This is a genomic window from Microbacterium testaceum StLB037, from assembly GCF_900104345.1.
Lineage (GTDB): Bacteria > Actinomycetota > Actinomycetes > Actinomycetales > Microbacteriaceae > Microbacterium > Microbacterium testaceum_A.
Genome location: NZ_FNJN01000008.1, coordinates 21725 through 42572 on the forward strand (window position 1 = coordinate 21725; position 20848 = coordinate 42572).

Genomic DNA, 20848 nt, shown 5'->3' on the forward strand with positions numbered 1-20848 from the left:
CGTCACTCGCCCAGACGGTTCTTCGTGCGCATGGCGCGTTCGGCTTCGCGCTTGTCTTCGCGCTCGCGGATCGTCTGACGCTTCTCGAACTCGCGCTTGCCCTTCGCGACGGCGATCTCGACCTTCGCGCGGCCGTCCAGGAAGTACAGCCGCAGCGGCACGAGCGTGTACCCGCCCGCCGACACGGCGTGCGACAGCTTGATGATCTCTTCTTTGTGCAGCAGCAGCTTGCGCGTTCGCTTGGCCGAGTGGTTGGTCCAGTGGCCCTGGGAGTACTCCGGGATGTGCACGGCATCGAGGAACGCCTGGCCACCGTCGATGTAGGCGTAGCCGTCGGTGAGGTTCGCGCGCCCCTGGCGCAGCGACTTCACCTCGGTGCCCGTGAGCACCAGTCCCGCTTCGTACGTCTTCTCGATGGCGTAGTCGTGACGCGCCTTCTTGTTGGACGCGATGAGCTTTTCACCCTGCTCACGAGGCATGGTGCCACCTCCTCATGATCATGGGCACACAGAGCCCTACAGTTTACCCCACAGCGGATGCCGACTCCGCGCGCGACCGGAGGTCAGGCGCGCAGCCAGCGACGGATGGCGAAACTGGCGCTCAGGGCGGCGAGGACGATACCGATCACCACGAGCGCGGGGATGACGATCGCGACGTCGCCGAAATCGACCCACGAGGTGATGAAGCCGATCCGATCCCTCAGGTACTGGTTCACGCCGACGCCGACGATCGCCCAGACGGCGACGCTCGCCAGAGCGGACCCGATCAGCGCAGCGAGGACACCCTCGACGATGAACGGCGTTTGGATGAAGCGGTTGGACGCGCCCACCAGGCGCATGATCCCGAGCTCCTTGCGTCGAGCGAACGCCGAAAGGCGGATGGTCGTCGCGATCAGCAGTACCGCCGCGATCAGCATGAGTCCGGCGATGCCCACCGCCACGTAGGTCGCGACCGTCAACGCCTGGAAGAGGGGCTCGAGGTATTGGAGCTGGTTCGTGACGCTCTCGACGCCGTCCTGTCCGCTGAAGGCTTCGGCGATGACGTCGGACTGGCTCTGGTCGACGAGGTTGATGCTGAAGGTCGCGTTGAACTGGTCGGCCGTGACGACACCGAGGATGTCCTCGGACAGCAGGCCCTTGGCGTTCTCGAACACCTGGTCACTGGTCTGGAAGGTGTAGTCGCGGATGAGCGGGGCCAGGGCGGAGCCGTCGAGCTTCGCGGTGACCGCGTCGATCTGATCCTGCGTCGCGGGCTGACCGGCCACGCAGGTCGGCGCGTTCGACGAGGCCGCGCACATGAACACCGCCACCTGGGCGCGATCGGCCCAGTACGACTGCATCTTGCCGATCTGCATCTGCATGAGCATCGCCGCGCCGACAAAGGTCAGCGACACGAAGGTGACGAGGATGACCGAGATGACCATCGACGCGTTGCGGCGAAGACCGGTGAAGGCCTCCGAGAGGATGAGCCCGAACCTCATGACGTGGGTCCCACTTCGTCGTTGCGGTCTTTCTTCTGGCCCAGGCCGAGTCGGTCGGCGAGACCGAGAGCGTCGACGTCGGGGCGGGTGACCGGGATGGAGCGCGTGTTGGTGCCGGGCTCGCGGGGCTCGTCGGCGGGGGCCGGAGCGTCGTCCGACGCGGCCGCAGCGGTCTCTTCGCGTCGCGCCGCCGGAGCAGCCTCGTCGCGTCGTGCCGCCGGCGTCGCGTCCGCGCCCGGCTTCGTCAGCGGTTCGACGGGCCCGGTCAGACCGGTGACCTCGCGCTGCACCTCGAGCACCGCGGTGAGGGCGGCGACCGCGGCCGCTCCGCGCTCGACCTCGGGCGCGAGGCGCGGAAGGCTCGACGTGTCGCCGTAGCCGCCGTGGCGCTCGTCGCGCACCATCTCGCCACCGCGCAGCTCGATCACGCGGCGCTGCATCTGGTCGACGAAGCCGGCCTCGTGCGTAGCCATGACGACGGTCGTGCCGCCGGCGTTGATCCGCGCGAGCAGACGCATGATGTCGATCGAGGTGCCGGGGTCGAGGTTTCCGGTCGGCTCGTCGGCGAGCAGCACCTGCGGACGGTTCACGAGCGCGCGGGCGATCGCGACGCGCTGCTGCTCACCGCCCGAGAGCTCGTGGGGCAGCCGCTTCTCTTTGCCGTCGAGACCGACGAGCGCGAGCACTTCGGGCACGGCCTGCTGGATGAACCCGCGCGAGGCGCCGGTCACCTGCAGCGTGAAGGCGACGTTCTGGTGCACCGTCTTGTTCGGCAGCAGGCGGAAGTCCTGGAAGACCGAACCGATGTGACGGCGGAAGTAGGGAACCTTGCGGTTCGACAGCGTGCGCAGGTCGCGACCGAGCACGACGACTCGGCCGTCGCTGGGGGTCTCGGCGCGCAGGATGAGCTGCAGGCACGACGATTTGCCGGAGCCCGAAGCGCCGACGAGGAAGACGAATTCCCCGCGCTGCACTTCGAAGTCGACGGCGTTCAGGGCGGGCTTCGCGGTGCCGCGATACCGCTTTGTGACGTTCTCGAACCGGATCATGGCTTGACGAGCCTAAGCGCGGGCTTCAAGCAGGCCGACAGGACGCGCCGGGTGGCGAAACCGAGAGAGCCCTATGGATGCCGAGGTGCCGGCATCCAGAGGGCTCTCTGTCGTGAGAGTGGACGACTCAGTCGTCGTCGTCCTTGCGCTTGCGCCAGCGGATGCCAGCCGCGATCAGGCCGTCGAGGTCGCCGTCGAATACGACCGCCGGGTTTCCGACTTCGTATCCGGTGCGGAGGTCTTTCACCAGCTGCTGGCCGTAGAGGAAGTACGAGCGCATCTGGTCGCCCCAGCTCGCGGTGATCGTGCCGGCGAGCTCCTTCTTCTTGGCCGCTTCTTCTTCGCGCTTGAGCAGCAGAAGGCGGGTCTGCAGCACACGCATGGCGGCCGCGCGGTTCTGGATCTGCGACTTCTCGTTCTGCATCGAGACGACGAGGCCCGTCGGAAGGTGCGTGATGCGCACGGCGGAGTCGGTCGTGTTGACCGACTGTCCACCGGGGCCCGACGAACGGAACACGTCGACGCGGATGTCACCCTCGGGCACCTCGACCTCGACGGCTTCTTCCATGACGGGGATGACCTCGACGGCCGCGAAGCTCGTCTGTCGCTTGTCGGCGCCACCGAAGGGGCTGATGCGCGCGAGGCGGTGCGTTCCGGCCTCGACCGACAGCGTGCCGTAGGCGTAGGGCACGTCGACCTCGAAGGTGGCCGACTTGATGCCGGCGCCTTCGGCGTAGGACGTGTCCATGACCTTGACGGGGTACTTGTGGCGCTCGGCCCAGCGCAGGTACATGCGCAGCAGCATCTCCGCGAAGTCGGTGGCGTCGTCGCCGCCGGCGCCGGAGCGGATCGTGACGACCGCGGAGCGCGGGTCGTACTCGCCGTCGAGCAGCGTCTGCACCTCGAGCTGGCCGATGACGTCCTTCAGCGAGGCGAGCTCGCGGCGCGCTTCGTCGGCGGACTCGTCGTCGTCCATCTCGATGGCGAGTTCGACGAGCACCTCGAGGTCGTCGAGGCGCTGCTCGATCTCGGTGACCCGCTTGAGCTCGGCCTGCTTGTGGCTCAGGCGGCTGGTGACCTTCTGGGCGTTGTCGACGTCGTCCCAGAGGTCGGGGGCACCGGCCTCTTCGCTGAGGCGTTCGATGTCGGCTTTGAGTGCGTCGACGTCGACCACGGCCTGAATATCGGCGAAGGTCGAGCGCAGCGCCTGGATGTCGGCGGTCAAATCGAGTTCGAGCATTTGACATCAAGCCTATCGTGGAGACGGTGACAGCCGACTCTCCCCGGAACGTGCTGGTGCGCTTCGCACCGATGATCTACGGCCCCACGCTGCTGTTCGCAGTCGGCGAGGGCGCCGTGATCCCCCTCATTCCGGTCATCGCGAACCGCCTCGGTGCCGACGTCGCTCTCGCCGCCCTCGTGGCCGCGGCCCTCGTCGTCGGCCAGCTCTGCGGCAACATCCCGGCAGGCTGGGCCGTCGCCCGCTTCGGCGAGCGCGTCACGATGGGGGTGGCCGGCATCGTCGTGCTGGCGGGTCTGCTGGGAATCGTGTTCGCGCAGTCCTTGGCGTTCTTCACCGCGGCGGTGTTCCTCATCGGCTTCTGTGCGGCGTCGTTCGCGCTCGCCCGTCACTCCTTCATGACCACGAGGGTTCCCCTGACCTTCCGCGCTCGCGCGTTGTCGCTGCTGGGCGGCACGTTCCGTCTCGGGATGTTCGTCGGCCCGTTCATCTCGGCGGCGCTGTTGGCGGTCTTCGGTACCGAGACGGCATCCATCATGTTCTTCGCCGTGTGCCAGGTCGCCACGATCCTGCTCGTGTTCTTCGGCCCCGATCCCGAGAAGGCCGTGCCGGTGGGCGCGGGGTCGCCGACGCGGCGGGGCGGCGGGGACTCGCGCGATGCCGAAGACACGGGTGAGCCGGTTACCGGGGCGATCCCCACCGTCGAGCGGGTCGGGGTGTTCCGCACGATGTGGCGCTTCCGCGGAGTGCTCGCCCGGTTAGGCCTGGCGGCGTCGTCGCTGTCGGCCGTGCGCTCGGCGCGGCAGGTGGTGCTCCCGCTCTGGGGCGTCTCCCTCGGACTGGATGCCGGAACGATCGCGGTGGTCGTCGGCGCCTCGGGCGCGATCGACTTCGCGCTCTTCTACGCGAGTGGCCAGGTGATGGACCGCTTCGGTCGCCTCTGGGCCGCCCTTCCGGCCTTGATCCTGATGGGCGCGGGGTTCTTCGCCCTCTCGTTCACGCACGATCTGTCGTCGGCGGCGATGTGGTACGCCATGTTCGCGGCGGTCCTGGGTGTCGGGAACGGTTTGTCGAGCGGCATCCTGCTCACCCTCGGCGCGGACGTCGCCCCGCCGACCGATCCCGCGGCGTTCCTCGGCTCGTGGAGGACGTTGACGGATGCCGGGGGCGCGGTCGCTCCGTTGATCGTGTCGGCCCTGACGGCCGTGGCATCCCTGTCGGTCGGTGTCGGCGCAATGGGACTGATCGCCGTCCTCGTTTCGGCGGGCTTCATCCGGTGGGTGCCGCGCTACGTCCCGCGCACCCGCTGACGGAGCCTCACTCCCCTGTCGTCTCTCGCGTGAGGGGTCACTCACTGTCGCCTCGGGTCCGCCCCAGCGACAGTTTCCGACCCCTCACGCGCAACGCGAGGCGGAGATCACTCCGCGACGCGGATGAGCACCTTGCCGAGCGCACCCTGCTCGACGGCGTCGTGCGCGGCGGCGGTGTCGGCCAGGTCGAAGAAAGTCAGCGGAAGCCCCGCGTCCTCCCCCACCGGCAGAGCGCCGTCGGCTACAGCCGCGGCGACGTCCTCGGCGGCGGCGAGCAGCGCCCGCTCCCCCACCGTGTACAGCAGCAGTCCCTGCCAGCGGATGTTCTTCGCGAAGCTCACGCGCACGGGGGCGGTGAAGTCGTCTCCGCCGTTGTCGGCGTAGTACCCGATCGTTCCGTGGTTGGCGATCACCTCGACGTCGAGGGCGGCGTTGTCGGCGATCGCGACCTCGACGATGTGTTCGACGCCGTTCGGGGCGAGTTCCCGGATGCCGTCGGCCAGCGCGTCGCTCGGGTACTGCAGCACGTGGTGGGCGCCGGCGGCCCGCGCGAGAGCTTCTTTCTCGTCACTGCTCACGGTCGCGATGACGGTGGCTCCGGCCCAGGCCGCGAGCTGGATCGCCGCGTGCCCCACGGCTCCGGCGCCACCCTGCACGAGGACGGTGCGTCCGGCGAGCGCGCCGGGGGCCAGACGCGAGGGGCCGTCCTCGTGCACGGTGAGCACGCGGTGGGCGGTCATCGCGGGCACCCCGAGGCTCGCGCCGAGTTCGAACGAGGCGTCGTCGGGCAGGGCGACCGCACGCGACGCGGGGAGCACCGTGTACTCGGCCGCCGTGCCGAGAGGACGCTGGTGCGCCGCGAGGTACACCCACACCCGCTGACCGACAGTCAGGGTGTCGACGCCGTCGCCGACGGCATCCACCACTCCCGCTCCGTCCTGGTTCGGGGTGACCTCGTCGAAGGGAAGGGGCCGCCCGGTCGTGGCCCGCGCCTTCCAATCCGTCGGGTTGACGCCCGAGACGGTCACGCGCACGCGCACCTCTCCGGGGCCGGGTTCGGGCAGCGGACGGTCCTCGAGCGAGAGGACGGAGGAGTCACCGGGCTGGGAGTACGTGATCGCCTTCATGGAGGGGAGAACGGATGCCATGTCGTCCAGCATTCCCCCGCGGCGTGTCGCGCCGGGTGGAACAGGCGTGGGCTTGACGGCTGCTTCACATCGTGGGCGCGCTCCGCACGCTTAGAATGAGCACACTCGCGGGAGTGGTGAAATCGGTAGACACGCAGGATTTAGGTTCCTGTGCCTTCGGGCGTGGGGGTTCAAGTCCCCCCTTCCGCACGGCATCCGCTGTTCTCAGCACCGACTCTCCGACCCGACGGGACCGATGTGATCCACACCACCACCGCGCTGCTCCCGTGGCTCGACCCTGCGGCGATCATCACCAACTCGCAGCCGTGGGCGCTGCTCGTGGTGTGCTTCATCATCTTCGCCGAGACCGGTCTGCTGATCGGCTTCTTGCTGCCGGGTGACACCCTGCTGATCATGGCGGGGCTGCTGTCGCACTCGACTCCCGCGGCTCCTAACGGCGTGTTCGGCATCAACGCGTGGTGGGTGGCCCTGGCGATCGGCGTCGCCGCCTTCATCGGCGGTGAGGTCGGGTATTTCATCGGTCATAAGGCCGGGCCCTCGATCTTCGAGCGCAAGGACTCCGGCATCTTCAGCAAGAAGAACGTCGAGCGCACGAACGCGTTCTTCGAGCGCTTCGGCGGATTGACCGTGATTCTCGCGCGCTTCGTGCCGGTCGTGCGCACGTTCGCCCCGATCGCGGCGGGCGTGGGCCACATGCCGTGGAAGAAGTACTCGCTGTACAACCTCATCGGTGCGGTCATCTGGGGCATCGGTCTCACGATGCTCGGCTACGCGGTCGGCTACATCCCCTTCATCCGCGACATCGTCACCGAGTACATCGACGTGATCCTGCTCGCCGCAGTCGCCGGTACCGCGATCTTCATCGCGATCCACTACTTCCGCGAGCGTGCCGCCGCCAAGCGCGAGGGTGCCGTCACCCCCGCCGAGGCCGAGGCCCTCACGCTCGACCCGAAGACCCTCGAAGACGGAGACCAGCCGACGCGCTAAGACGCCTTCGACGTCTTCTTCTTCGCGGGAGCCTTCTTCTTCGGCGCGTCTTCGGTCCTATCGGCGCGGGCGCGGGCGGCCCGGCTGCGCTCGACGCTCGCGCGCAGCGCCTCCATGAGGTCGATGACCTCACCGCCGTCCTCTTCTTCCTTCTTGCCGAAGGTGGCGTCGGTGTCGAGCGCGTCGCCCTGCTCGAGCTTCGCGTCGATGAGGGTGCGTAGCTCGGCCTGGTACTCGTCGGTGAACTCTTCGGGGTCGAAGTCCTTCGAGAAGCTGTCGACGAGCGAGGCCGACATCTCGAGCTCCTTCGCCGAGATGCGCACGCTCTCGTCCAACGCGGGGAACGCCGCCTCGCGCACCTCGTCGGCCCACAGCAGGGTCTGCAGCACGAGCACGTCTCCGCGGACGCGGAGGGCTGCGAGCCGCGTCTTCTGACGCAGCGAGAAGCGCACGATCGCGGTGCGGTCGGTCTGCTCGAGCGTCTTGCGCAACAGGACGTACGCCTTGGGCGACGACGAGTCGGGCTCGAGGTAGTACGCCTTGTCGAGCGTCAGCAGATCGACCTGGTCGCTGGGCACGAACTCGACGACCTCGATCTCGCGGCTGCGTTCGCTCGGCAGTGACGCGAGATCATCCTTGGTCAGCACGACCGTCTGTTCACCGTCGTCGTAGGCCTTGTCGATGTCCTGGTAGGGAACGACCTCGCCGTCGATCTCGCAGATGCGCTGGTATCGGATGCGCCCGCCGTCGGCGTTGTGCACCTGGTGCAGAGACACGTCATGGTCTTCGGTCGCGGAGTACACCTTCACGGGCACGTTGACGAGGCCGAAGGTCAGGGCGCCTTTCCAGATCGATCGCATGGGATCAGTGAACACCGAAAAGGCGGTGGATGCCGAGGGGGTTGTGCCCGCTCTCCGCGCACAACTCCTGCAGATCCGCCCTCCGGCCCTCTCCCGCGCGCCATCTGTCGCGATCTGCAGGAGTTGTGCCGCCCGCTCCGGTGGACTGTGCAGGAGATCCGGCCGTCCCCCCGCCCCTCCGCGCCACGCCGACGGCCGTCCGCCGCCTGCCTCCTGCGGTGTGTCCGTGATCCCACGACGCCGCCGCGTCCCCCGCAACCCCCTCGGCATCCGCCGCCCCCTCCGCTCTACGCTGGGGCGATGACGGAGCAGACGGTGCGCATCGGCGGTCGCCGCCTGCGCCTGTCGAACCTCGACAAGGTGCTGTACCCCGAGACCGGCACCACCAAGGGCGAGGTGATCGACTACTACACGCGCATCGCGCCGCTTCTGCTCCCCCACGTCGCCGATCGTCCACTGACGCGCAAGCGCTGGCCCGACGGAGTGGGGACGGATGCCGACCCCGGCGAACCGTTCTTCGCCAAGGCCCTCGAGCCCGGCGCTCCGGCGTGGGTGCGGCGCTTTCCGATCGATCATTCGAGCGGCGCGAAGGACTACCCGCTCGTCGACGACCTGCCAACGCTCGTCTACCTCGCGCAGGTCGCGAGCCTCGAGTTGCACGTGCCGCAGTGGCGCTTCGCCTCCGACGGCGAGCGGCAGAACCCCGACCGGCTGGTGCTCGATCTGGATCCGGGCCCGGGCGTCGGTCTCGCCGAGTGCGCTGAAGTTGCCCGGTGGGCGCGCGCGATCCTGCAGGACATCGGCCTCGAGCCGTTCCCGGTGACCAGCGGCAGCAAGGGCATCCATCTGTACGCGCGCCTCGACGGCCGCCAGTCGAGCGACGCGGCGAGCGCGGTTGCGAAGGAGCTCGCGCGCGCGATCGAGGCCGACCACCCCGACCTCGTCGTGAGCCAGATGTCGAAGGCGGCGCGTCCGGGCAAGGTCTTCATCGACTGGAGCCAGAACAACGGCTCGAAGACGACGATCGCTCCGTACTCCCTGCGCGGGCGCCCGCGTCCGTTTGTCGCCGCCCCGCGCAGGTGGGCCGAACTCGACGACCCCGAGCTGCGGCACCTCCTGTTCCACGAGGTGCTCGAGCGACCCGTCGATTCGCTGGCTTCGGTCGACGAAGCGCACGGTCCCCTCCGCGCCTACATCGCCAAGCGCACGGCCGGTAAGACCCCCGAGCCCGTGCCAGACGCTCCTCACGGCGAGCCCAATCCCGAGGGCCTCCCCCGCTTCGTCATCCAGGAGCACCACGCCAGCCGCCTGCACTGGGACCTTCGCCTCGAGCGCGATGGCGTGCTCGTCAGCTGGGCCGTGCCCAAGGGCGTCCCCCCGACGACCGCGAAGAACAGCCTCGCCGTCATGACCGAGGACCACCCCCTGCAGTACCTCGACTTCGCCGGCGAGATCCCGCGCGGCGAGTACGGCGCGGGCATCATGACCGTCTGGGACACCGGCACGTACGAGCTCGAGAAGTGGCGCGACGACGAGGTGATCGCGACCCTCGAGGGTCAACACGACGGTCCCCTGGGCCGTGTGCGCCTCGCGCTGATCCGCACCGAGGGGCAGGGCGAGAAGTCGCAGTGGCTGCTGCACCGGATGAAGACGGATGCCGAGGGCGCACCGCAGAGCGAGGGAGCCCCCGTCGTGGCTCTCGATCACGGGTCCCCCGCCCCCGAGCCCGCCCGTGCGACGGCCCCGTCGCCCATCGACGCTCCCACCGTCGCCGAGCTGCGGCCGATGCTCGCCACGTCCGCGACGCCGGGGATCGCTCGCGCCGCCGCCGACCGCTGGGGCTCTCCTTGGGTGGAGATGAAGTGGGACGGCATCCGGGGGCTGGGCGTGTGGGACGGTGAGCGACTGCGCCTGCGCTCGCGGAACGGCAACGATCTGACCGCCGCCTATCCCGAGCTGACGAGCGTCGACCTGGGCCTCGGGCCCGACCCGGCGGTGTTCGACGGCGAGATCGTCGCGCTCGACGACAGGGGCCGACCGAGCTTCCCCCTCCTGCAGAAACGCATGAACCTCGCCCAGCCCCGCGAGATCCAGCGTGAGGCGAAACGCACGCCCGTGCACCTGTACCTGTTCGACGTGCTCTCGGTGGCGGGCCGGGATGTGGCATCCCTCCCTCTCTCGAAACGGCGGGAGATGCTCGAAGAACTCACCGCCGACGCCGGGAGTCCGGTCGTCGTGCCGCCCGTCTTCAATGACGTGGATGCCGCGGTGTCGACGAGCGGCCGGTTCGGGCTCGAGGGGGTCGTCGTGAAAGACCCGACTTCGACGTATCGCCGCGGTGTGCGGTCGGAGCAGTGGCTCAAGGTGAAGCACTCGCGGACGCAGGAGATCGTGATCGGCGGCATCCGTCCGGGGAAGGGCAATCGGTCGGGGACCATCGGCTCGCTGCTCGTGGGGGTGCCCACCGCCGACGGCTTACGGTACGCGGGCCGGGTGGGGTCGGGCTTCGGCGAGCAGACCCTCGCGCGGTTGACCGAGCTGCTCGACCCGCTGCGCATCGACGCCGATCCGTTCGTGGGCGTACCCGCGGCCGATGCGCGCGATGCGCTGTGGGTGCGGCCCGAGCTCGTCGCCGAGGTCGAGTTCGCCGAGTTCACCCCCGGCGGGATTCTGCGGCAGGCGCGGTGGCGTGGGTTGCGGCCGGACAAGTGTCCCGGCGAGGTGGTGCGGGAGGACTGACGCGAACGAGGTGGCTGGCCGACGCGGTGGCTGAGCCTATCGAAGCCACCGACCCCCTCGCGAGCCCGGCCACTACGTCAGTCGTCGATGACAGGCCACTCCCCGAAGCGGCGGAACCCGGATGCCGAGGCCAGTGCCACCGACGGCGCATTGTCGAGCTGGCATCGGTACTGCGGTTCGTAGCCGCCTTCGAGCGCTTCGGCAGCCATCGCCAGGACGGTGGCGCGGGCGAGCCCCCGGCCGCGGAACCCGCGCAGCGTGATGACGCCGAGATCGGCAAATCGTGTGCCGCTACAGGGGTACATGCTGGCTGCACCGGCGAGCCGCCCGTCGACGAACGTGCCAAACACGAGCCAGTGGTCGATCTCGACGAAAGCCTCATTGAGATCGTCGTCGGGTGCTCACCTCGTCTCAGGTGCTTCTTTACCCGCCTCAGTTTTGAGCGAACGAGCTTATGTTTGAACGGGTCGACCACGAAGCCACTCAGGCCCATGGGATTCGCGGCGGAGGTTCTCATCTCACCCAGAAACTCGAGCAGAAAGCTCTTGGAAGAGTTCAATTCCTCGCAGGGTGCTCCTAGACGATCACAGAGGGGGCCCTCACGCCAAGCGATTTGAACGGCCTCTCAAAATGATGAGAGAGCCAGAGCTAAACATCGCCTTTGTCGACACTCAGAAGTACACCGAAAGACCGAACGCGAGATGCCATTTCAGGCAAACAATAAATATCTCGTGAACGCACTGCCCGACCCTTTCAGTTCAACCGCGACTCAAGAGCTGACCCATGTCACGAAATCGCGATAGCGAAGAACTGGAGAGACTGATCGCCGGTGATTTAGTATTTCAAGCCGCCGACTGCCCGAGCCATCCGACACACCTCATATCCGAGAGCGCCACCGACCGGAATTCGACGTATCCACCAATAATTTGGGTCCGCGCGATGCTTCTCCAACATTGACTCGGAACTAATTACAACAAGACCCGGATCATCACGCGTCAGAATGCGGAATAGCTCATCGGAAGCCCTAATCGTGTAATATTCATGGTCATCCTGCGTGATCTCCAGCTCAAACGCCGCCGACTCAAGATACGTTCGCGTGAATAAGGCGTCTATGAAATCGTCATAGCCAAAATTTCCCACTACCTCAGCAGGGAATTCCCTCATGTCTGCAGACATTTTGAGAACCTGCGCGGACCAAAGGCCGATCACGGATCCAAACGTGATGGTCTCATTGTGCCACCTTACCAATAGGTCAAATTTTGACAAATCACTCACCTTCCGGGATTGAAGAATCCAGTCGACTTAAACGGATTGCTTTCGTTTGTGGCGCTGAGGTTTCTCTGAACAAAATCCTCCTCTGACGCAATTAACGCGAAGCCGCTCACAAGAAGATTGCGCGCGGCTTCCCCGCCTCGGACCGGGGGGTACGCCGAAACAAATTGTCTCCCTCGCTCGAGCTCAGCGATCGAGGCCCCCACCTTAGCCGTGAGCGGGGCTCCAATGCCCAGAGATTCAATAGCTTCAGGAAGCACGACAACCAGATCGAAGCGTCGTCTTCCGTGACGCTCACTACGACATATGCAGGCCTCTTCTGAGATGCACGTGCACTCGCCGCAAAGGGATATTCGACTTTTATCGCTCGGGCCTTTTAGTCCTGGGAAGCACTCGCACTACGATGCGCCGAAACGCAGTTCCGCCATCAACATCGTTCGGGTCGACGGCCGTGAGCGTTCCGTCCATAAAGCAGGCGGGTCGCCCCCGATGTCGTACGCGCTTCTCGTCCGGCATGATCACATCGCGAAAGAGATCGGTGTACCGGGCTGGTGTGAAGCGGGTACCCGGCGAACGTCTCGGACGGGCTGTGCGGCGACTGTTGCGCCAATCGACCATGACACCGCCGATGTGGCAACTGGAAATCTCACGCTGGCTAAATCGAAGTCTCACCCCGTGTTGCGATGCCCGCTCGGCCCCGATGCATCTCTCCGAATCTCCCTGCCATCAACGGTACTCAACCAATCGCCCCACGCGGCCGCGTCAAAGGGGCCACCGTCGGCCTCTATCTCCGTGTCCGCAAAGAGTGTGAGGGAGTCTTCACCTGCAGTCGAACAAAAAACCTGGAGGTATGCTCCTACGCAAGCGAACGCCGAATCGATGGTTATTTGTTCGTTCGAATCAAAGTTATAAGATCTGCGAATCACAAAACCCGGGCCACCCTCGGACGTCACCCACGGTTCCAACGTCGAACGAGGTTCCAACCCCCGCATAGTTCGACTCACACTCTCTACCCAGAGAGGCCATCCCGCCGCGTCGCGAGCCACGCCGTCGGGAATTTGAACGTGTTCTATCAGCGCGTTCCACGAAAATTCAGATTCAGATAAAAAAACGCCGATGAAGTCCGTCATTGCGAGGAATGCATCTCGCACGGTAATTATGTCGTTGATTTCGGTCGACCACCCTTTCGCCACGCTTGCCCAATCACACCCCGTTGCCGCTCGACGCCTTGCCTCGCAACGGCAAAATCCACGAAAACTCGAAGCAGTGGAAGAAATCTCTTACAGAATCAGGACCACCCAAGTTCGTCGAATTGCCGCGGCGCCTCCAGATTTCGCCCCTAGATCGCATTCGCTGACGGGTTCCCTTCAATGATGTTGAGGTGATGCCGATCATCATAAACTACCCCTGGATACCCCTACTCAGCTATAGACATCCAGTACAAAAATTGCTTTATATACCCTATACACCAATACACTCACCAATTGGGAAGCTGCGCTTATCAACCACGAACTGCCCCGCCGAGACGCATGCTGGGTAAGCATTGTCACCGTGAACTAGATATTCCGGCAAGTTTGTAGTCGCCCGCATGCTGAGCACCGAACACAACGTCCCCTCCGTCAGCGCGAAAGAGGTTGACTCGTGATGTAAAAATTCCCGCCAGGGCAGAAGGATTACGAGTTCAGAACTCGTGCACCTAACTAGAAATAGGCACCTTTCATGTGCTGATCTATACACTGTAGGTCACTGGAAATCGAAGTCATCAACCTCGCCAGTGCGAGCATTAAAAAATGCGCGCCCCAATCGAACTGGGATTTGCCCCGATTGCTTGCTCAACAATCGACCTGATCTTCACTCAGTACGCGAGACCAGCTCTAGCCCGAGCTACTCTCGCGATCTCGTATCCGAGAGCCCCCTCGCGGGGAATGCGCCGAAGCCACCAATAGGACTTGTCCTGCTGATACTCAGCAAACAGCGGCTCGGACTCGATCACAGCACCGCCCGGATCATCACGGGTGAGGGACCGAAAATACTCATCTGCCGTTTCAGCGAAGTGCCATTCGATGTCGAGCCTCGTCACGGAAAGCTCGTCCATCGCGCGACGCAGATGATTCCGAGCGAAAAGCGCCCCAATGTAATCGTCGTAACCAAAATCCCCAACAACCTCGGACGGATATTTTCTCATATCCGCCGCCATCTGAAGAACGTAAGCGGTCCAGGACCCCATCACATCGGCCAGCGTTGTTGGCTGCTCTCTCCAGGATACAATCTCTCCGAATTTCATTGCTGATACCTCACTGCTTGAAGAACCCCGTCGATTTGAAAGGGTTGTTCTCATTAATAATGACACGAGTGTTTTTGAAATCGAAAACAAGACCATCTTGACCCGGTCTCCGGAATGGCGTCCCGTTCTTGAGGGCGGCTTCTATCTGCGCGAGAGAAGGTCGCGCTTGGCCATTCGCCCACCCGTCCCCGCTGTGGCCTCGTGCGAACTGAGCTAGCTCGTCGACATCGTAGTTCGCCGCCTCTCCCTTGATCTCCTCCTGGGGGGCTCGACTCGAGTTCGCGTCTTTGAACACGTTGCTTTGAGGGCACGAGTACTCGAAGAAGGCTTCGGGGTCGCAGTTGGGTGAGCCGCTACCGGAGCGGGTGTCCGCCGCAGCGGATGCGTCTAGCGGGGACGCCGCGGCCTCGTTGCGTCGCACCCCAACGCCCGATGAATCACCACTCAGCGAGAGAAGGAGCATGCCGGTTGCCGCTCCTGCGGCAACGAGCCCGGCCGCGACGGCTGCCGCGGCCGCAGATTCCGCGGCTGCCGCGGCCCCTGTACTGAGCAGCGGAACGCTGGGCGACAATAGGCCGACCGATCCCATCGAGTGCCGTGCGGTCGGTTGCGACGTGGCCTTTGGCCTGACGACGTTCGCCTTCAACGGGTGCCCGGTGAACGTCTTGGACGGGCTGTACGACGACTGCTGCGTCCGCGCGCCGGTGTTCGACCACACCCCCGGCGCGGTGAACCGCGGCCGCACCGAGTGCCCGTCGGCCCAGTCGTACCGCCCCAGCGGCCGGTACCCGAGCAGGTCACGCGAGGTCACCGGGTTGCCCTCGACGTACGCGTACCCGTTCAAGGACGCGGGTGACTCGAGCACCCCCTCCCAGGAGTCCCGCGACAACCACGAACCCGACCGAGGGTCATACCCGCGCGAGTAGAACAGCGCCAGACCGGCGACGGGGTCGACGCGCTCGCCCGAGTGTCCGACCGAAGCGTTCCACCCCGCGGTGGAGAAGCCGGGGACGCCCCAGTCCGATCCACCCGACACCTGTGTGATCCGCGCGGTGCGGTCGGTCAGGGCGTCGCGGGCGTTCTGCACCGGGTTGTTCAGTGACGACCCCAGCCGTGTGTCCCCCACCTGCGCGATGGCGCTTCCCAACCGGTCGAGAAGATCCCAGGTCACGGAACCGGAGGTGCGGCCCTCGAGCAGCAGTTCCCCCGCGACGCCCCGAATCAGGGTGGTTGTCCCGGCGACGTCACTGGTGTCTTGGACGGGCTGCATGCCGTTCCACACGGTTGAGGTGTTCGTTGAGCCGTAGGCGCCGTTGGTGCTGGTGGAGACGCGGCGGCTGAGGGCGTCGTATTCGAACTGTGTGGAGCCGGAGGGGTCGGTGTACCCGGTGAGCTGTCCGAGTTCGTTCCACCGGTACGTCGCACCGGAGCCACCGCCCGTCACCGATGTGCGGTGCCCGTCGGCGTCGTACCCGTAGGTCTGTGCGCCGGCGGGCCCGCCGGTGGCGGAGACGAGCTGGTTCAGGCTGTTGAACTCTTGCGTCTGCTGGAACGAGGTATCGGTCGCTTTCACGGATCCGGTGGCGAGGGAGGCGGGAGGGCGGGGAACACTCGCCCCGGACGCATCAACCATCGACACCGGATCCAGCACCCCCGATGAGGACGTGGCTGCGGAGTGCGACCATCCCGTGCGGTTACCGACCTGGTCGTACGCATAGTCGTCGGTTGCGCCGATGCTCTGCGTCGACCGGGTCAACCGGTTGTCGTTGTCGTACGCAAACGTCGTTGCGAGCTTGTCCAGGACCGTCGTTGACGCGTCCGATGTCCCAGGGAGAGCGCCTGCCGGCGCGATGCCTCCGGGGAGCGTCGACGTGGGTGCGGCGACGGTGCGGGTGGCCTCGGTCACATTGCCGGCCGCGTCGTACCCGTAGAGGAGCGACAGCGTGGCGCCCTGAGGAAGCGACCCGGTATCCGAGGGCAGCGAGCGGTGTCCGAGGTAGGACGAGACGGTGCTGCATCCGGGCTTGTCGACGGTGGAGGCCCGGAGTCCGGAGGCGTTCTCGTTCGTCACCACCGGGCACAACCCCTGGGTGCGCACCGCCCCCGGAACCGCGGGTCCCGCTACCGGTGATGCCGGTGGTGGGGTGGTCGAGGTGATCGCAGTGACCTGGCGGGCGGCGTCGTAGCCGTAGCGGGTGGAGACGCCGTTGGAGCGGTCGATGCCGGTGAGGTTCCCGGTCTTGTCATAGCCGTAGACGGCACTCCCCCACGGGCTCGACATGCGCGACACGCGGCCCGCCGCGTCGCGCTCGTAGTCGATCTTCTGACCGCCCGGGACGGTGAGCTGCGTGAGGGCACCGGCGCGGTCGTACGCGTAGGACAGCTCACGTCCTTGCTGATCGATCTGGGATGCCATCTGCCCGGTGGGGGTGTAGGTCCACCCGGTCGTGCCATGGGCGTTGGAGGCGGCGATGAGGCGCTGTTCCGCGTCGTACTCGAACCGGAGGACATCGGAGACGGAGGCCTGTTCGGTGCGGTCGCCGCGCGCGTCGTAGCCGTAGGACACGGCCACACCCGAGGGTGCGACGACGCGGGACGTCATTCCGCGCTGGTCGTACTCGTAACGGGTGCGCCCACCCGCGGGGTCGGTTACGGTCACCGGCTGCCCGAGCGCGTTGTTCTCGTACGCGGACTGATTACCGCGTGCGTCGGTGACGGCTGCGAGCACCCCGAGCTCGTCATAGGCATACCGCGTGACCCCACCCGTCGGGTCTGTGACGGTCGCGAGCTGCCCGTGCTCCTCGTAGGTGTAGGCGCTGGCGTGACCGAGTGCATCCGACGTGGAGGTCAGTTGCCCGGCCGTGTCGTAGGTGAACGTCGTCGATTCGCCGAGGGCATTCGTCACGCTGGTCCGGCGGCCTGCGACATCCCATGTGGCGCGGGTCACGCTTCCGTCCGGATCGGTCACCGCAACGACGTTGCCGAGGACATCGTGCTCGTAGCGGGTCGTGTTGCCGGCGGCGTCCGTCGACTCCGTGACCTGACCGGTCGCATCGTAGGCGAACGTTGTCGTCCGGCCGGTCGGGTCGGTGACGGAGACGAGCTGGCCTGCCGCGTCGTACGCGTAGGAGGTGGTGCCGTCCGCGTTCGTGATCTTCGCGAGTTGGCCCGCCGCATCCCGCTCGTACATCGTGGTGTTACCGAGGCGATCCGTTGTCCCGACCACCTGACCGTCGGCGTTGTAGGTGTAGCCGGTGCGTTGACCGGTGGGGTCGATGACGGAGATGACCTGATCGAGTGCGTCGTACTCGTAGGTCGTCGTGTTCCCTGCACCGTCGGCGACGGAGCTCACTCGCCCCACGGCGTCGTACGCGGTGTGCTGCGCGACACCGGTCGGGCCCTTCGTCGAGGTGACGCGACCGAGCGCATCGACCTCGTTCTTCGTCTCCGCTCCGCGGGGGTCGGCCTGCGTCACCGGGACACCGGACGCGTCGAAAGTCTGCTTCCACGATCGCCCCGCGGAATCGATGGCTTCGACCGGACGCGCGAGCACGTCGAGCACGAAGCGGGTCTGACGGCCGGCCGCGTCGGTGGTGCCGGTGAGGCCATCTTCCTTGTCGTACGTGTACGAGGTGGTGCCGCCTGTCGCATCCGTGGCGCTGACGATGCGGAAGAGCGCGTCCCAGGTGTAACGGGTGGCGTTTCCGGCGGGGTCGGTAGCGGAGGTGAGGTTCCCATTCAGGTCGTACGCGAACCGCGACACCCGCCCCAGAGCGTCGGTGACGGCGGTGAGCTTGTCCCGCGCATCCCACGCGTACCGGGTCACCCGACCGAGAGGGTCGGTCGAGGCGATCAGGCGGTTCCCGTCGTCATACGCGAAGCGGGTGGTCCGGCCCAACGGGTCGGTGCTCGCGACCCGGTTTCCGCGTCCATCGACCTCGTACGCGAACACCGCTCCCGACGGCAGAGTCGTCCGAACGAGGTTGCCGGACCCGTCGACGCCGTAGGTGATGACGGATCCGTCGGCCTGCACGGTCTTCGTCAAAGCTCCCCGGTCGTTGTACCCGTAGCTCGTGACCCGACCGAGGGCGTCCGTGCGCGAGGCGACAGTTCCCTTCGGGGTGTACGTGTACGCGGTGGTGTTCCCGGCGGCATCCGTCACCCCGGTCACATTCCCGGCGGCGTCGTAGGCGTAGGAGGTGGTGCGTCCCGCCGCGTCGGTGAAGGCCGTGACGTTGTTGTCGTCGTCGTAGGTCCACGACTGCTCACCACCGGCGGGGTCGGTGATCTTCGTAATGCGCGAACGGGAGTCGAACGCGTAGGTGTGAATGCGGCCTTCCTGATCCGTATAGGTCGTCTGCCCCGCCTCGTAGGCGAAGTGACGCTCGTTACCGGCGGCATCCCACTGCCGCACGACGCGCCCCGCGTCGTCGTAGGCGTTGCGCAGATACGTCGCCCCCAGCGCGTCGGTCATCGTGACGATGCGGTGCGACCCGTCGTAGGCGAAGGTCTTCGCTCCGCCGTCGGGCGAGGCGATGCGGGTGAGGTCGCCGTTGCCGTCGTACCCGAGCGACCAGGCGCGGCCATCGGGCAGCGTAAGGGCGGTGATCCGCCCGGCGTCGTCGGAGTCGACCCGCACACGCTGACCGCTCGCGTCGGTGATCGCGGTCAGTGCCACGAACTGCTGCGTTCTCGAAGGGGTGCCGTAGGTGAGGGTGGTGGCGCGACCGGTGGTGTCGACAGCGCGGGTCATCTCCCCGATGCCGTCCTGGTCGGCGGCGTCGAAGTCCCATGTCTCCCCGGCGCGCGACGACATCCGCAAGATGCCGCCTCCGGCTTCGACCAAGTGGAGGCCCTCGCCACGGGGATCGATGTAGCCCCCTGTCCCATCGGGTTCGAACATGATCGACGCCCCATCGCCGCGCACGACCATGACGGAATGGTCATCGAAACGCTGCGCGTGACCGCCGAGCGCAAAACTCCAGCCCGCACCGACACGACCCAGCCGACCGTCCTGCGCGTTGTAGACGAGGGAGACATCCGTCGCGGAGCCGCCCGCGCTCGGGAGGGAGAAGAGGTGTTCGGTTTCGACGAGGTTGCCGGTCGAGAACGACACCGGGTCAGCGCCGTAGTGCTGCCAGTTGCGGTAGCCGAGCTGGTACCAACGCGACAACTCCGCGGCGGAGGGGCGAGCGGGCCACCCGCCCGTGACCGGATTCGTGCAGGAGAAGCCCTTCGACTCGAGATATTTCCCGACGCCGGTGAAAGCACCGTTCACGACCGAGTCCCACCCGTTGTCGATCACGGGGCGGTCGAAGTTGTGGTCCATGTACAGGGCTTCCATGTGCACCACCGCCCCCGGCAGCCCCAGGTACTCCTCCCGCGGGAAGTCCGCCGTCGGAGCCTTCACCCGTCCGGGCCGGCCGGTGTATCCGCGCATCTCCGACAGCAACGACTCGCGCAGGGCATCGCTGTCTCCGCCGCGGGAGAACAACTGCGTTCCGCCATTGAGGGCATTGCCCCAGGCAGTACCCTGGTTGGTTCCGAACGCGACCGTCAACGTCACGTCCGGGTTGTGGGATGCAGCGATCGCGCGCCGCGTCTGCGCCGATACGAAACGCTGGTCCGCGCCTCGCGTCAGCGTGACGTCCGCTGCGCACCGCTCGCGGAGCATCGCCGCCATCTGATCGGCCAACCGCACGTTCAACGGCAGTTCTGTGATGCGCGGGCCGGGAGAGTTCGCCCACCCCGCATCATCGTCGGGATCCAGCACGATCCGGGGCACCGGAGTCGTCTGCACCGGTGTGCCGATGACGACGAACTGCGACAAGTGCTCCGACTCCGCTCGCACCGCATGCGCGTCCGCGTCGTAATACGACGGGAGCTGCTGCCAGGGGTCGCCGGGACTTTCCCGCGTCACGACACGAAGACTGTCGAGGTCCACGCCTGACCGCGTCAGCGAATCGGGGTCGACATCGAGCTGCAGGCTCACGCCGGGCCGCACGTTCTTCGCAACTTCGATACCGGACGAGTCGTCTTTCTCGAGCGTGTACGACGCGGGGAACTGGGTGACGTCGTCACCGGCCTCCGTGTGGGCACGGATCTCGACGGGAGGAGCGGCGACCACACCCCCTGTCTCGGACGCAGCCGAGACCGCGGCACCGTCGTCCAACGCAACGGCCCTCACCGTCAACTTCTCGTCGGCCTCGTGACCGGAGAACTCCGCTCGAACACCGGCAGCATCCGCATCCAGCACCGCGCCCTCTCCTGGTTCGAGCGTGGCTTCTGCCGATGTGCCCTCGTCGACCGCGGTAGCGGACGCGCGGGCGGCAGGAGCCGCGGCAGCGCGCACGCGATCAAGGATCTGCTGTTGCACGTCGGCCGGACGGGTCACGGGTCGCTCGACGGCGTGGACGGACCCACCCGTCACGACCAGAGCCGCGACCAGGACGGCAGCGCACGCACTTCTCACCATCGTG

The 20848-nt window shown here is 66.3% G+C and carries 12 protein-coding genes and 1 tRNA gene; 4 read left to right on the forward strand and 9 right to left on the reverse strand.

Translation table 11 applies throughout. From position 1 onward, the window contains the following. Positions 1–2: 2 nt before the first annotated feature. The 4 genes from smpB to prfB form a co-directional block, all read right to left on the reverse strand. Positions 3–479: an SsrA-binding protein SmpB gene (gene smpB, locus BLS25_RS15480; protein ID WP_074696877.1), complete on the reverse strand. Its 477-nt coding sequence runs from the start codon at positions 477–479 to the stop codon at positions 3–5. Between the two features lie 83 nt (positions 480–562). After that, a complete protein-coding gene (gene ftsX / locus BLS25_RS15485; protein ID WP_056230602.1) occupies positions 563–1480 on the reverse strand; it encodes a permease-like cell division protein FtsX in 918 nt (305 codons plus the stop codon). Beyond that, positions 1477–2529, reverse strand: a complete 1053-nt coding sequence (gene ftsE / locus BLS25_RS15490) for a cell division ATP-binding protein FtsE (protein WP_074696879.1) — start codon at positions 2527–2529, stop codon at positions 1477–1479. Before ftsE ends, ftsX begins: the two co-directional genes overlap by 4 nt. Before the next feature lie 127 nt (positions 2530–2656). Continuing rightward, positions 2657–3769 (reverse strand): peptide chain release factor 2, encoded by a 1113-nt coding sequence (prfB, locus tag BLS25_RS15495; RefSeq protein WP_056230598.1) that lies wholly within the window; start codon positions 3767–3769, stop codon positions 2657–2659. A gap of 71 nt (positions 3770–3840) precedes the next feature. Between prfB and BLS25_RS15500 the strand changes: the two genes are divergently transcribed. Continuing rightward, positions 3841–5079, forward strand: a complete 1239-nt coding sequence (locus BLS25_RS15500) for an MFS transporter (RefSeq protein ID WP_074697098.1) — start codon at positions 3841–3843, stop codon at positions 5077–5079. A 107-nt stretch (positions 5080–5186) separates the two neighbouring features. On the opposite strand, the gene BLS25_RS15505 is transcribed toward BLS25_RS15500, so the two are convergent. Then, positions 5187–6206, reverse strand: coding sequence for an NADPH:quinone reductase (locus tag BLS25_RS15505; RefSeq protein ID WP_074697100.1), 1020 nt, complete (start codon positions 6204–6206; stop codon positions 5187–5189). Between the two features lie 128 nt (positions 6207–6334). Between BLS25_RS15505 and BLS25_RS15510 the strand changes: the two genes are divergently transcribed. Together BLS25_RS15510 and BLS25_RS15515 are read left to right on the forward strand one after the other, a co-directional pair. Continuing rightward, positions 6335–6416 (forward strand) — tRNA-Leu (locus tag BLS25_RS15510). 48 nt (positions 6417–6464) lie between these two features. Next, entirely contained in the window at positions 6465–7214 is a 750-nt protein-coding gene (locus tag BLS25_RS15515) for a DedA family protein (RefSeq protein ID WP_074696881.1), read from the forward strand. On the opposite strand, the gene ku is transcribed toward BLS25_RS15515, so the two are convergent. Further along, the gene (gene ku / locus BLS25_RS15520) at positions 7211–8074 is read right to left on the reverse strand and encodes a non-homologous end joining protein Ku (protein WP_074696883.1); all 864 of its coding nucleotides are present in this window, start codon (positions 8072–8074) and stop codon (positions 7211–7213) included. The two genes, BLS25_RS15515 and ku, sit on opposite strands and share 4 nt — an antisense overlap. Before the next feature lie 300 nt (positions 8075–8374). Here ku and BLS25_RS15525 point away from each other — a divergent pair, with 300 nt between their 5' ends. Continuing rightward, positions 8375–10813 carry an ATP-dependent DNA ligase gene (locus tag BLS25_RS15525; RefSeq protein ID WP_074696885.1) on the forward strand — a complete coding sequence of 813 codons (2439 nt, stop codon included), beginning with the start codon at positions 8375–8377 and terminating at the stop codon, positions 10811–10813. 77 nt (positions 10814–10890) lie between these two features. Here BLS25_RS15525 and BLS25_RS15530 read toward each other — a convergent pair whose 3' ends face one another. The 3 genes from BLS25_RS15530 to BLS25_RS15540 all read right to left on the reverse strand — a co-directional run bounded on the left by BLS25_RS15530 (position 10891) and on the right by BLS25_RS15540 (position 20844). After that, positions 10891–11163: a GNAT family N-acetyltransferase gene (locus tag BLS25_RS15530; RefSeq protein WP_074696887.1), complete on the reverse strand. Its 273-nt coding sequence runs from the start codon at positions 11161–11163 to the stop codon at positions 10891–10893. Positions 11164–13940: 2777 nt separating this feature from the next. Continuing rightward, positions 13941–14369: a hypothetical protein gene (locus tag BLS25_RS15535; RefSeq protein ID WP_143017976.1), complete on the reverse strand. Its 429-nt coding sequence runs from the start codon at positions 14367–14369 to the stop codon at positions 13941–13943. Positions 14370–14379: 10 nt separating this feature from the next. Beyond that, complete coding sequence (locus tag BLS25_RS15540) at positions 14380–20844, reverse strand: RHS repeat-associated core domain-containing protein (RefSeq protein ID WP_256335608.1); 6465 nt, start codon at positions 20842–20844, stop codon at positions 14380–14382. Positions 20845–20848 lie beyond the last annotated feature (4 nt).

What these genes read in the sequence shown, in the direction of transcription:
- smpB (WP_074696877.1), bottom strand. Translation starts at nt 479, where the DNA reads ATGCCTCGTGAGCAGGGTGAAAAGCTCATCGCGTCCAACAAGAAGGCG.
- ftsX (WP_056230602.1), bottom strand. Translation starts at nt 1,480, where the DNA reads ATGAGGTTCGGGCTCATCCTCTCGGAGGCCTTCACCGGTCTTCGCCGC.
- ftsE (WP_074696879.1), bottom strand. Translation starts at nt 2,529, where the DNA reads ATGATCCGGTTCGAGAACGTCACAAAGCGGTATCGCGGCACCGCGAAG.
- prfB (WP_056230598.1), bottom strand. Translation starts at nt 3,769, where the DNA reads ATGCTCGAACTCGATTTGACCGCCGACATCCAGGCGCTGCGCTCGACC.
- BLS25_RS15500 (WP_074697098.1), top strand. Translation starts at nt 3,841, where the DNA reads ATGATCTACGGCCCCACGCTGCTGTTCGCAGTCGGCGAGGGCGCCGTG.
- BLS25_RS15505 (WP_074697100.1), bottom strand. Translation starts at nt 6,206, where the DNA reads ATGAAGGCGATCACGTACTCCCAGCCCGGTGACTCCTCCGTCCTCTCG.
- ku (WP_074696883.1), bottom strand. Translation starts at nt 8,074, where the DNA reads ATGCGATCGATCTGGAAAGGCGCCCTGACCTTCGGCCTCGTCAACGTG.
- BLS25_RS15525 (WP_074696885.1), top strand. Translation starts at nt 8,375, where the DNA reads ATGACGGAGCAGACGGTGCGCATCGGCGGTCGCCGCCTGCGCCTGTCG.
- BLS25_RS15535 (WP_143017976.1), bottom strand. Translation starts at nt 14,369, where the DNA reads ATGAAATTCGGAGAGATTGTATCCTGGAGAGAGCAGCCAACAACGCTG.
- BLS25_RS15540 (WP_256335608.1), bottom strand. Translation starts at nt 20,844, where the DNA reads ATGGTGAGAAGTGCGTGCGCTGCCGTCCTGGTCGCGGCTCTGGTCGTG.